We start from the raw sequence: 12,866 nt of genomic DNA on the forward strand, positions 1-12,866 counted from the left end.
AGCTCCGTCCGTTGAGCGATGTTCGTATGCACGGTGTTCGGGCTTCCGTTCTGTATGTCCTCAGCCTTGGTCGCTTTCGGCCAGTCGGGCCAGGGCGTCATTGCAACCACTCTCCTGTGTCTGCTCACCGTCAGGAAAGGGTCCATTGCTGATTGTTGCCGCCGTGGCAGTCCCACAGGTTCACCCGGGTGCCGTTGGCCGTGGCCCCGTCCACCACGTTCAGGCAGAGTCCGGACTGGACGCCGGTGACGGTGCCGTCGGGGTTGAGGTTCCATCGCTGGTTGGCCCTGCCGTGGCAGGTCCAGATGATCACCTCCGTGCCCGCGCTGGTCCCCGAGCCGGAGGCGTCCAGGCACTTCAGTGAACCGCCGGAGTAGACGGTGAGCTCACCGGAAGCGGTGTGGGTCCACTGCTGGTTGGCCCCGCCCCAGCAGGACCAGATCTGGATGCTGGCCCAGTTCTCGGTCGACTGGCCGGTCACGTCCAGGCACTTGCCCGCCGCCGTCGCGCGCAGTTCGCCAGAGACCGGAGCCGAGCCGTCGTCCGAGAATCCCTCGTTCCACGCCTCGATCCACTCGTCTCCGAAGTCCGGGTTCGTCGCCAGCGGGCTCGACTCGGAGAAGGTCCGCGAGGCGCGGTCGAACCCGACCTCCCCGGGAGTGCCGGCCGAGACCTGGACGGTGTTGATGCCCGGGTTGTAGTCGTCGTAGCCGTATTCGGAGAACCGCCAATCACCGGTGTTGATCCGCACGTTCCTCGCGATGACGGTGCCGGAGGGTACGAGCAGGGAGTCCGGGTTCTCGTACGTGGCCTCCACAGTGCACGTGTTCGTGTCGATCGCCTGGCAGGCCGTGCCGTCCGGGCGCGTCGGCCAGTACCAGTCGGCGAGGTCGGGGTACTGGTCCTCATAGTGGTCCAGCCAGGTCGCGATGTTCGCCGCCGTGTTCGTGAAGCCGGTACCGTCGCCGGGTTTCAGCATGTCGTTGAACCGCTCGACGTGCACCTTCTGGTTCGGCACGGGGAGCGTCGCGCCGTGCTTGGTGCGGAACGTGAGTTCGAAACCGGTGTGGTCGTGGTCGAGGAAGACGTTGTCGGTCACCTGCGAGGCGCGTCCGGAGTTGATGTAGACCGCTTCGGTCCCCGACTCGAAGAGGTTGTGGTGGATGTTCATCGCCGACATGCCGTCGTCGAGATAGACGGCCCAGCGGCGCTCGCCTTCGATGCCCTTGAACGTGTTGTACGAGATCTCGTTGCCCAGGTACGTGTAGTCGCGGCCCGAGTAGATCGCCGCCTGGTCCCTGGCCTCCGTCAGCACGTTCTCGAACTCGTTGTGCGTGACGAGCATGTCGTTGCCGAAGATCTGCAGGGCCATGTTCGGTGTGTCGTGGATGTAGTTGTACGACGCGGTGTTCCCGACGCCGGCCAGCGTGATCGCGGGCGTGTAGTCCTTGAGGGCCAGCTTCGAGATGTCCCAGAACTCGTTGCCGCTGACGAGGTTGTCGCCGCGTTCCAATGAGTCGCGGTCGCCTCCGGTGGCCCATACGCCGCCGCCTCCCAGGTCGTGGAAGGCGCTGTTCAGCACCCGGTTGTCGTGCCCGCCGCGGCGGGTCGCGAATTCCGCGAGCGCGGTCAACTCGTCGTTGTCCTCGCCGATCCGGACGGCGTCGAGGCTGAAGTTGGAGAACTCGGAATTCTGGATCGTGCAGGACTCGCAGTCGAGCAGTTGCATGCCGACGCCCGTACCGCCGTCGAGGCGCAGGCCGTCGAACGTCACGCGGGTGACGCCGTCGAGCGTGAAGAACGGTTCGCCGACCGACGTAAGCGAGATCGACTTGCCTGCCACGGTGCCGTCGGCGGGGAGGTAGTACAGCACGTCGTTGCCGTTCCACCGGTCGATGTAGTACTCGCCCGCGGTGTCCAGTTCGTACAGGATGTTCTGCGCGACGAGGCTGAACACGCCTCCGGTGGAGGTCGCCCGGTACATCGTCGGGAAGTGGCTGCGGAGGTTGAAGCCGTCATCGGCGGCCGAGTAGATCTGGAGGTTCTCGGTCGCCCAGTCCGTGCCGAAGAACCCGTTCAGCCACCCGTCCGTCTCGTGCTGCGCGTTGTCGACGTAGTAGGGGTCGTTCGGATCCGTGGAGTGGGGCGGTTGATTCACCTGCTGGTTCCAGATCGTCGGCGGCCCCCATTCCAGGAACCGCTCTTTCACCGCCGCCGAGTTCGCGTTGAAGATCGGCCCCGGCATCTGGAGCATCTCTTCATAGGTCTTCGTATTGCTGGTTTTGTCCGAGAAGAAGTCCCGGGCGCCCTGCGGCGCGTAGCTCACCGACAGGTCGGTCCGGGTCATCTTCGTGCCGCCGTTCGGGTACTGCGCGAGCCGCTGCGTGGACCCGTCGACGAGCAGTTCGGGCGGCATCGGCTGCTGCACCCAGTTGAACCCGTTCTTGTGGAGCTCGCCGGTCGGGATGCCCGCCGCTCCGAGATCGAACACGTATACCTGGTCGCGTACCGAACTCTGCAGGCGGGCCGCCGACGAGAATTGAGCCCCCGAGACGTCCGTCAACTTCTGAAAGCCGCCTGTCTGCAGCTTGTGCGCGCCCGTGAAGCGGACGTCCTCGCCCTCGTACGCGGCGTACGTGACGTGCGAATGCGCCGCACCGCTGAGGACCGTGGTCTCCTCCACGGGGTACACGCCGCCCCTGATGTAGACCGCTCCGGGAACATTGGCCGAGGTCTGCCCGGCCAGCAGATCCCGTGCCGCCGCGATCGACGACACCGGATCCTCGAACGTCCCCGCCGCATCCGGCTCGCCATCCGTCGCCACGTACACGACGATTTCGCCCTGCTCTTGGCCGATCGCCTCGGCCACCGGCAACCACGCCCCGGCCGCGACCACCGCGGCGACGGCGAGGATGCCTACTACTCTGCTGCGCATAAAGACCTCCCAAGACAACATACATAACATGTATGATCTGTTATTTCCGGGAGCGTAGCAGCATCCACGCGGCGACGCAATGAAGCATTTAAGGTTCGCGATATGTTATTGAGGGAGGGATGTTTCCTGTTGGCGGACAAGCCGAACCGGGGCAGGGCAGCGCTGAGGGCATCTTCCGCAGTTCTGCGGTCGGAGCAAAATTGACGCGCGCAGCGTTCAACTGGGGGTCGGCCCCGGCTGCCCATGCGCGGTGGTCGCCAGGCGGCACTCAGTCCGTGGCCGGCTCTTCACGGGGGCGGCGGCGTTTCCAGGACGAGGTGATGTGTTTCCGCATGGCCGCGGCGGCCCAGTCGGCATCGCCGTCGAGCAGGGCTTCGAGGATCCGAGCGTGGCCTTCGTGGGCATGCTCGATGTCATCGCGGGTGGGGTCTCCGCTGTACTGCGGAGTGTGCAGTGCCTTGCCCTGAATGTTCGCGACGATCGCCCTGCCGAACGCGTCTCGCGAGGCGCGGTGGATCAGTTCGTGGAACTCGAGATCGACCCGCATGTAGGCGGCGGGGTCGTCCTTGAGCTCTGCGAGTTCATCGAGTTTCGCTTTGAGCGCCGAGCGCTGCGCTTCGTCGAGCTGACCGGCAGCCCGGGCTGCCATGGCGCACTCCAGATTTGCCCTGATCTCGATGAGATTGTCGAGATAGAACAGTCGGTCCTTGCGTTGGAAGAGCCCTTGGAGGACCAGCGGGTCCAAGAGGTTCCAATGCTCTTGGTCGAGAACCATCGTCCCCCACCCCTGTCGCGACAGGACCAGGCCCTTCTCGACCAGGGCGGTCGTGGCTTCGCGGATGACCGTGCGGCTGACCCCGTACTGCTCGCACAGTTCACCGACGGGCGGCAGGGCCGAGCCCGGCTTGTATTCGCCGACGACGATCGCGGTCGCCAGGCTCTTGACGACCGCGGCGGCGAGCGGGGGGCGGTTGCGCTGCGGCTGAAGAACCTCGCCGCCGATCGCGGGTGTCGAATGCATGTCGTCAGCGACTCCAAATCCGTATCAGCGGATGCTTCCGCCTATCAGACGAATCCTACGCGACCGAACGTTGGCTCGTCACTTGTATGATAACTTACATGTTGGTCGGTCGCAGGGCAGGCGGGCACGAACCGATGTAGATCGGGACGCTGTGTGCGAGCAAGGAAGCGCTGCCGTATTCGGTGCCCTCCTCTCGATCCTATTGAACGATCCGCAGGCCGGCGAGGCCGCCGTCCACGGCGAGGCTGGTGCCGGTGAGGGACTTGTTGGCCGGGTCGGCGAGGTAGACGATCGCGGCCGCGACCTCTTCGGGGGTGACGAGCCGGCCGGTCGGCTGGCGGGCCTCCAGGCGGGCGCGCTCGGCGACCGGGTCCTCCGCCTGCTCGAGGAGGCGCTGCACCCACGGCGTGTCGGCGGTGCCGGGGCTGACGCAGTTGACGCGGATCCCTTCGGCCACATGGTCGGCGGCCATGGCGAGGGTGAGCGAGTGCACCGCGCCCTTCGACGCCGAGTACAGCGCGCGCTTCACGAGACCGGTCAGGGCGGCGATCGAGGTGGTGTTCACGATCGCCGGGGCCGCGGACTCGCGCAGGTGCGGCAGGCAGGTGCGCGAGAGGCGCACCATGCCGAGGAGGTTGACGTCGAGCACGCGGAACCACTGCTTGTCGGAGTTCTCCTCGACGGTGCCGACCGCGCCGATCCCGGCGTTGTTCACCACGATGTCGACGCCCCCGAAGTGCTCCTTGACGGCGGCGACGGCCAGGCGGACCTGGTTGTCGTCGGACACGTCGCACTTGTGGGACCAGTGCTTGCCGCTCTCGTTGAGGTCGAGCACCGCGACGTTGGCGCCCCGGGCGGCGAACGCGTCCGCGGCGGCGGCGCCGATGCCGGACGCGCCTCCGGACACGATCGCGGTCAGGCCGTGAAAATCATTGGTCGTCATGAAAACTCGATTCTGGATATCGTGTTGATCCTGGTTCACTACTTCGCGTCCAAAGCGGTGTTCCTGGTGCTGCCGAGGCCTTCGATGCCGACGGACACGACGTCTCCGGCCTCGAGGTAGGGGAAGCGGCCGGAGAGCGCGACGCCCTCGGGGGTGCCGGTGAGCAGCAGGTCGCCCGCGTCGAAGGCCATGAACTGGGACATGTGGTGGATGATGCGCGCCACGGAGAAGATCATGTCCTTCGAGTTCGAGTCCTGGCGGATCTCGCCGTTCACCTTGGACCACATGCGCAGTGCCTGCACGTCCTCGATCTCGTCGGGGGTGATCAGGTGCGGGCCGAGCGGGGTGAAGGTGGGGCAGGCCTTGCCCTTGGAGAACTGTCCGCCGGAGCGCTCGATCTGGAACTCGCGCTCGGAGAGGTCGTTCGCGACGAGGAACCCGGCGATGCACTCCAGCGCCGCCTCTTCGGACTCCAGATAGGACGCCCGCTGCTTGAAGACCACGCCGAGCTCGACCTCCCAGTCGGTGCGGGTCGAAGCGCGGGGGATCTCCACATTGTCGTTCGGGCCGACGATCGTGTTGGGGTGCTTGTAGAACACGACGGGCTCGGCGGGCGGTTCGGCGCCGGACTCGGCGCAGTGCGCGGCGTAGTTCATGCCGATGCAGACGATCGCGGAGGGCTTGGCGATCGGCGGGGCGATGCGCCGGCCCGCGATGTCGATCTCGGGGAAACCGGCGGTAGTGCTGATGCCGCCCCGCCCGAGGAACGCGCCGTCGATGTCGCGGGTCGCGTCGGAGAGGTCGTAGTACCGGTTTTCGTGCAGGACTGCCGGGACTTCCTCGCCAGGGTGGCCGATGCGCAAGTATTTCATGATGCTCCTAGGTGATAGGTGTTGATGGCGTTGCGGCTGAAGATGCCCAGGTCCTCGCTGCCGAGGACTTCGGTGAGGGCGTCCTTGACCTGGGTGTAGGTGGCGGCCAGTTCGCAGACGGGCCAGTCGGAGCCGAACATGAGGCGGTCGGGTCCGAACAGTTCGAGGGCGGCATCCACGAACGGGCGCAGGTTCGCCGGTTCCCAGCGCTCCCAGTCGGCCTCGGTGACGAGACCGGAGAGCTTCGCGGTCACGTTGGGCCGCTTGGCGAGCGGCGTGACGAGTTCGCGCCAGGCCTTAAGGCCGGCGTCGCCGTCGCGCACCTGGGGCTTGCCGAGGTGGTCGAGCACGAACGTGAGGTCAGGAACTGCGGCCGCTGCGCGGGCGGCAGCGCGCAGTTGGTCGGGACGCACGACGAGGTCGAAGGCGCGGACGGACTGGGAGACACGGTCGAGGGCCGCGATCACGTCCGGCCGGGCGAGGAAGTCCGGGTCGGTACGGCCCTGGACCTGGTCGCGCAGGCCCACGAGATAGCGGGCGTGCGGGTGGTCGAGATAGCCGCCGATGGTGGCGTCGAGGAACGGGCTCGTCAGGTCGACGAAGCCTACGACGCCGGCGATCTCGCGGACGGAACCTGCCAGGTGCAGGAACTCGACGGTCTCGGAGGGATGGCACCGGGCGGCCTCGACCAGGACTGTCCGGTCGATGCCGGCGGCTTCCATGTTCGCGCGCAGGTCGTCCACGTCGTAGTCGCGCCGGATCGGCGCTAGCTTCGGATCGCTTGCGAGCCAAGGGTAGTCCGCCGTCCACAGGTGGTGGTGCGTGTCGATGACGAGTTGGGAGGTCATGCCGGCTCTTTGCGATCGACGGCCGATCCCGGAACTCGCTGTAGGAATGAGTGCAAATGAACCCCTTTCTCGCCTTGCCTCGCGGTTGACTCGACGTCGGTCAAGCCGAGCCCGTCAGTCTGCCGAGAAGTCATCACTTGTATGATAAGTTATAAGTTACATGCCGGCTGAGTCTGCCGGCAGGTTTCGTTACCTCGATGTGGAGCACGATGCGGATCACCGGCTATAGAACCCTGGCGACGGTCCACCGATGGGGGCGTCCGGTAGGCGACGTGAACGGTGTCATCGCCGACGGCGTCACCGAGGTGCCGATCGTGCTGCTCGAGACTGACGGCGGGCTGACAGGCGTTGGCCTCGGTCCTCACCTCGACGCGCACCGCGTCTTCCCCGCTCTCGATGGCCAGGACCCGCGGGCCGTCACCGCGCTCTACGACCGGATGCTCGCCTTCGTCTTCAAGACCGGCCACAACGGCGCTACCTTCGGGACCATCGGCGCCTTCGATATGGCGCTGTGGGACCTCAAGGCGAAGATGGCCGGTGAGCCGCTGTGGCGGACCCTCGGCGCGGCCGACCGGTTCGTTCCCGGCTACGCATCCGGCCTGGAGTACGCGCTCGGCGACGACGAACTCGTCGGCTTCTACGAGCACTGGGCCGAGCGCGGTTTCACCGCGGCGAAGGTCAAGGGCGGCATCGACATCGACCGGGACGTGAAGCGGCTCAACGCCGTCCGCGACGTGCTCCGCGTCAACAGCGACCAGCCCGCCGTGATGTACGACGTCAACGAGTCGTGGGGCCGGCACCAGGCGGTCCGGTTCGCCCGCCGCGTCGAGGAGCAGGTCGACCTCACCTGGATCGAGGAGCCCGTGCGGCGCTGGGACACCGAGGGCCTCCGGGCCGTCGCCGCGGGCATCCGCTCGGCGGTGGCAACGGGTGAGAACCTGACCGGCCTCGAGCAGTACCGGCAGCTCCTAGCCGCTGACGCTGTCGGGGTCGTGCAGACCGGCAGCGTCTGGGGGATCACCCACTTCTTGCGCGTCTCCGTTCTGGCCCTCGGGCGCGACCTGCCCGTGAGTCCCGTGGCATACAACGCCAATCCGCTCGTCCACGCCGCCGCCGCAGTCCCGAACCACCTCGCCACCGAGATCCAGGATCTCGCACACCCGGTGGGACTGAGCGTCGACCAGGAGATCGTCGATGGCGGCATTCGCCTTGGAGACGAGCCCGGCCTCGGTATCGAAGTCGACGAAACGCTCATCGCCGCGCACCGGGAAGCGGGAAAGTGGACGGACATCGCGGGTCCGCACGTGCGGCCGAGGGACGCTGGGCTGCGAGTCGCGCCCACGCGACCTTAACCGCCGAGACCGAAGGAGCCGTCGTGCCAATGAAACCCATCACCTCGTCCCGACGCCCCCGCGCGGTCCTGTCGTTTCAGCCCCCGAGCCTGGTCGGCCAGATCTTCACCTCCGATGCGCTCGACCGGATGACAGCGCATCTGGACTTCGACCCCGCACACATGATCACCGAGACCGGGACGGAACAGTCCCGCCGCCTCCTCGCCGACGCCGAAGTGCTCCTCGCCGGCTGGGGCGCGCCGCCGGTCCCCGCCGGTCTCGCCCCGCGGCTTCGCGCCGTCGTCTACGCGGGCGGCATCGCCGCCACCTGCCTCACCGACCCGGCCGAGCACGCCGCCCGAGGCGTGGTCGCCTCGAATGCGCGCGTCGTCAACGCCGTACCGGTCGCCGAGTACACGCTCGCGATGATCCTGCTGGCGAACAAAAAGGCCCGATACGCCGAACGCGAATATCGCGAACTGCGGCGCCAACCCGGAACAAGTCCCGGAGGCATCGGCAACTACGGCCGGACCGTCGGCATCGTCGGCGCCTCCCAAGTCGGGCGGCGCGTCATCGAACTGCTGCGTTCCTTCGAACTCGACGTGGTCGTCTACAGCCCTGAGCTGACGCGCGAGAGCGCAGCGGCACTCGGGGTCCGCATCGGCACCCTTGAGGAGGTCGCGGCCCAGAGCCACGTGCTCTCGCTCCACCAACCGCTGATCCCCGAGACTGTCGGCCAGATCGACGCGCACATCCTCGATCTGCTGCCCGACGGCGCCACATTGATCAACACCGCCCGCGGTGCCGTCGTCGACGAGGCCGCGCTCATGACCGAACTCCGCACCGGCCGCATTGAAGCGATCCTCGACGTCACCGACCCTGAACCACCCCCGCCCGACAGTGAACTGTGGCGCCTGCCGAATGTCGTCCTCACACCCCATATCGCCGGTTCGATGGGCAATGAGCTGCACCGGATCGGCGACTCGGTCGCCGCCGAGATCGAACGCTTCACGCGCGGTCTGCCGTTCGCCCACCCCGAAGACCTCGACCCGCACCGGCCGAAGAAGGAAGGACCGCATGATGCGTGAGCACCGACTGCGGACCGGCACGCGCCTGACCGAACTCGGCTTCGGCGCCGCACAGCTCGGCAACCTCTACCGCGAGACCACCGAAGAGGAGGCGAGGGCCGCCGTCGCCGCCGCCTGGGACGCCGGAGTCAGATACTTCGACACCGCCCCGCACTACGGACTCGGCCTCTCCGAACGGCGGCTCGGCGCGGCCCTCGCGAGTCGGCCCCGCGACGATTACACCCTGTCCACAAAGGTGGGACGACTCCTCGAGCCCACCCCGGAGCGCGCTCACCTCCAAGACGACGAGGGATTCGCCGTCCCCGCCACGTACCGGCGCCAGTGGGACTTCTCCCGCGACGGTATCCTCCGATCCATCGAAGGCAGCCTCGACCGCCTCGGCACCGACCGCATCGACATCGTCTACCTGCACGACCCTGACGAGCATTGGGACCAGGCCTCCACCAGTGGCATCGAAACCCTGGTGGAACTGCGCGACCAAGGCGTCATCGCCGCCGTGGGCGTCGGCATGAACCAGTCGGAAATGCCGACCCGGTTCGTGCGCGAGACCGATATCGACGTGGTCATGTGCGCCGGCCGGTTCACGCTCGTCGACCGTGGCGCGCAGGACGACCTCCTGCCCGCGGCGCTCGCCCGCGGCGTCGCGGTGGTCGCTGCGGGCGTCTACAACTCCGGACTCCTGGCGAACCCGCGCCCCCGCGACGGCGCCAAGTTCGACTACCAGACGGCGCCGCCTGACCTGGTCGGCAAGGTCCACCGGATCGCCGACGCCGCAGAGCCCTACGGCGTCACCGTTCCCGAGCTCGCCGCCCGGTTCGCGCTGCGCCACCCGGCGGTCGCCTCCGTCGTCCTCGGCATGCGCACCGCCGACCACGTAACGGCCAACGCCGCACGACTGACCCGCGAGATCCCCGAGGGGCTCTGGGACGAGCTCGACCGCCTCGGCCTCAGCCCGCGCATCGAAGACCACCCGCACACCGAAGGAACAACGGCATGAGCACACAGGACAGCCGCCCCTCTCCCGACACGGCCGCGCTCGCCCGATGGATGCGCACCTGGATAGGTGGCGAAGGCCAGATCAGGGGCTTCCACAACCACAGCGTCTGGGGCACCAACCCCGCCACTTTCATGGACTTCACCAGCGGCCACCAGGCGTTCGCGGCCCCCGCGACCGCCGCGTTCGCCGAGGCCCTCGCCCGTCGGCCCGACGAGCGGGCGCTGGCGATGTGGCGGCGCATGATGCTGTTCCAGGCTCGGACGGTGCAGACTGACGGCCAGTTCCGCCACATCGGCTTTCAAGTGGGGGAGTCGGCGACGACGGGACTCATCCACAACATGGCCGGATGCATCGGGCTGCTCGAAGGGCTGCGGCACGCACAGCACCTGCTCGAGCCTGGCGAAGTCGACGAAGTGCTCCAAGCGGTGCGCGCCAACCTCGACGCCTGCCGCGTCTATGGCGGAGGGCGGCCGACCGAGACGGGAACGGTGAACCAGGAGTACGCCCGCGTGTGGGCCAAGCTCAGGTACACCGAGCTGTCCGGCGATGACCGCTACGCCGATGAGCTGGAAGCCGACCTCGACGACCTCGTCCGGCTGAGCCGCGTCCCCGGTGTCCCCGACGACGACTGCGCCGGGACCTACCGCCAGCCCGCTGACCGCGCCGACGGCGGCATCCTGGAACCCGCCGAGTACTACGGGCTGATGATCGTCCCGCTCGTGCTCGGCGCGCAGCGGTTCAGCCGCCCCGACTTCCTCGAGGAGGCGGTCCGCCTGAGTCTCCACGTCTCGCGATCGGCTTGGACCGACAACGCGGGCAGCACCCGGTTCCACCGCTACTGGTACGTGCGAGGGGACACGGTCTTGCTCAGCACCGAGCCGATGCTCATCGCCGGCATGGGGCTGACCCTCTACGGGATCGAAGAAGTCCTGTCGGAGACGGCGAACCCGGAGCTCGAGGGCTTCGCAGCCGCCTGCCTCGCCACCTACGCCCGCTACCAGACGCCCGCGGGCTATTTCGCGTCCGCGACCGGCTGGCACAACGAAGCCGACGTCGCGCCCAGTACCGCGTGGCACGCGCACGACCTGATGTTCCTCATTCGGCACACCGAGACCCCGGAATCGTTCTGGGACTCGGTGTTCGCCGAGTCTGACCGGCAGTCGGTCCTGCTGTCCGACCGCGCCTACTGGGTCGAGGACGGCGTCCACTGGTGCATCCTCAGCCCGTTCACCGCCGGCGACCTCAGCATTTACGGGCGCAAGGACCGCGACACCTTCGCGCGGTCGTTCTTCTCCTGGACGGACAAGGAGCCGCTGCCGGAGGAGCTCGAATTCGCCGAAGCGCCGGTCTTCCTCACTGCCGACGACGGCATCTACCGGTTGGATGAATCCGACCGCAAGACCGACATTTCAGTCCTCGGTTCGATCCCGTACCGGGGGCACGTGCAGCAATCGTGATCTTCACGCGATTGCTCCTCGACTTCTAACATGTATTATGTATTACAAGTGATCGCTCTCGTCCCCTCGACGGGATGCGGAACCAGAATTGGGAGACAACGATGTCAACTCGGATCCGACGCCGCACCTGCGGCGCTTTCCTCATCGGCCTGGCGCCGGCCTCCATGCTCGCGGCCTGCAGCTCAGGCGGCGGCGCTGAGGGCGCCAAGTCCGTGCGCATGCTCGTCAACATCACCGACAACCTGACCCAGGAGCGATGGGACGCACTGGTCGCGCCATTCGCTGAGAAGACCGGGATCGAGGTCAAGATCGAAGGCCCGACCGGCCAGTCGGTCGCCGAGTCCTTCCCGACCCTGCTGGCGTCCGGGACGGCACCCGACGTCATCCAGTCGATCCTGCCGTCCGCCGACACCGCTCCCGAGCTCCTCGACCTGACCGACTACGCATGGGCGTCCGGGACGCCGATGGCGGACCTCTACTCGACCGGCGGTGCGATCAACGTCGTCGGTGTGGGCATGCAATCGCAGTCGCTGATGTACTACAACGCCGACCTGTTCGCCCAGGCCGGAATCACCGCGCCCCCGACCACCTGGGACGAATTCGACGCCGCACTCGCCGCGCTCGCCGCGGCAGGTGTCGGCAAGCCGCTAGGATTCGCGGGCGATTGGGCTACGGGCGTCCAAGCCCAGCAGGTCTGGCACCCGCAGCAGAACATCACCACCCCCGGGTGGCAGCAGGCTGTAGCTGATGGTTCGTCGACCCTCGGTGACCAGTTCCAGCCGTTGTTCGAGCGCATCACGGGATGGATCGAGGCCGGCTACACGACCGCCGACGACATAGCGATCGACTCCACCACCCAGGAGGCCAACTTCATCGCCGGCGACGTCGGGATCTACCCGATGGGCTCGTGGTTCTCCACCACCCTCGCCGCCTCGCCGCCCACCTTTGAAGTCGGGATCTTCTCCCCGCCGGTGGAGAACGCCGCCGACGCCCCCGGCCCTATGGGCGCCACCCTGGCCTTTCCGTACATGGTGTGGCAGGGCAGCGCGAACGTCGACGCCGCCGCGCAGCTCGTCGAATACCTGGTAAGCGACGAGGCCGCGATCGCGGCACAGGCGGAGATGGACTTCTTCATCCGCGAGGGCCCTGACACCAGCAGCGGCAACGAATACGCCGCACAGGTGCAGGAAGTGACTGAGCAGGCGCCGTCCTTCGTCGTTCCGGGCAACCAGACCGTCGGCGACTACGCGCTACCCGTGGACGGCTTCAACCCGAAGCTCACCGAACTCGTCCAGGGCCTCTGGCAGGGCAGGACCCCGACCGAAGTCGCCTCCGACCTCACCACCTGGTATGAAGCCGAAAAGCAGAGCTAAC

At 67.2% G+C, this 12,866-nt stretch carries 10 protein-coding genes; 5 read left to right on the plus strand and 5 right to left on the minus strand.

What is annotated here, in order from left to right; genetic code table 11:
* Window positions 1-130: 130 nt before the first annotated feature.
* From FAB82_RS27620 to FAB82_RS23520, 5 genes are all read right to left on the minus strand, one after another.
* Window positions 131-2,935 carry a ricin-type beta-trefoil lectin domain protein gene (locus FAB82_RS27620; RefSeq protein ID WP_211116803.1) on the minus strand — a complete coding sequence of 935 codons (2,805 nt, stop codon included), beginning with the start codon at window positions 2,933-2,935 and terminating at the stop codon, window positions 131-133.
* Between the two features lie 268 nt (window positions 2,936-3,203).
* A complete protein-coding gene (locus tag FAB82_RS23505; protein ID WP_136537004.1) occupies window positions 3,204-3,956 on the minus strand; it encodes a FadR/GntR family transcriptional regulator in 753 nt (250 codons plus the stop codon).
* Window positions 3,957-4,155: 199 nt separating this feature from the next.
* A complete protein-coding gene (locus FAB82_RS23510; RefSeq protein ID WP_136537005.1) occupies window positions 4,156-4,899 on the minus strand; it encodes an SDR family NAD(P)-dependent oxidoreductase in 744 nt (247 codons plus the stop codon).
* Window positions 4,900-4,937: 38 nt separating this feature from the next.
* Window positions 4,938-5,771: a fumarylacetoacetate hydrolase family protein gene (locus FAB82_RS23515; protein WP_136537006.1), complete on the minus strand. Its 834-nt coding sequence runs from the start codon at window positions 5,769-5,771 to the stop codon at window positions 4,938-4,940.
* The gene (locus FAB82_RS23520) at window positions 5,768-6,619 is read right to left on the minus strand and encodes an amidohydrolase family protein (RefSeq protein ID WP_136537007.1); all 852 of its coding nucleotides are present in this window, start codon (window positions 6,617-6,619) and stop codon (window positions 5,768-5,770) included. The genes FAB82_RS23515 and FAB82_RS23520 overlap by 4 nt, the downstream gene beginning before the upstream one ends.
* A 209-nt stretch (window positions 6,620-6,828) precedes the next feature.
* Between FAB82_RS23520 and FAB82_RS23525 the strand changes: the two genes are divergently transcribed.
* The 5 genes from FAB82_RS23525 to FAB82_RS23545 all read left to right on the plus strand — a co-directional run bounded on the left by FAB82_RS23525 (window position 6,829) and on the right by FAB82_RS23545 (window position 12,865).
* On the plus strand, window positions 6,829-7,971 hold the full coding sequence (locus tag FAB82_RS23525) for a mandelate racemase/muconate lactonizing enzyme family protein (protein ID WP_136537008.1): 1,143 nt from the start codon (window positions 6,829-6,831) through the stop codon (window positions 7,969-7,971).
* A gap of 29 nt (window positions 7,972-8,000) precedes the next feature.
* Complete coding sequence (locus FAB82_RS23530) at window positions 8,001-9,038, plus strand: hydroxyacid dehydrogenase (protein ID WP_136537038.1); 1,038 nt, start codon at window positions 8,001-8,003, stop codon at window positions 9,036-9,038.
* On the plus strand, window positions 9,031-10,035 hold the full coding sequence (locus FAB82_RS23535; protein WP_136537039.1) for an aldo/keto reductase: 1,005 nt from the start codon (window positions 9,031-9,033) through the stop codon (window positions 10,033-10,035). Before FAB82_RS23530 ends, FAB82_RS23535 begins: the two co-directional genes overlap by 8 nt.
* Window positions 10,032-11,492 carry a hypothetical protein gene (locus FAB82_RS23540; RefSeq protein WP_136537009.1) on the plus strand — a complete coding sequence of 487 codons (1,461 nt, stop codon included), beginning with the start codon at window positions 10,032-10,034 and terminating at the stop codon, window positions 11,490-11,492. Before FAB82_RS23535 ends, FAB82_RS23540 begins: the two co-directional genes overlap by 4 nt.
* Window positions 11,493-11,593: 101 nt before the next feature.
* Window positions 11,594-12,865, plus strand: coding sequence for an ABC transporter substrate-binding protein (locus FAB82_RS23545; RefSeq protein ID WP_168801745.1), 1,272 nt, complete (start codon window positions 11,594-11,596; stop codon window positions 12,863-12,865).
* Window position 12,866: the final 1 nt, after the last annotated feature.

Source organism: Glycomyces buryatensis (assembly GCF_004912275.1).
GTDB lineage: Bacteria > Actinomycetota > Actinomycetes > Mycobacteriales > Micromonosporaceae > Glycomyces > Glycomyces buryatensis.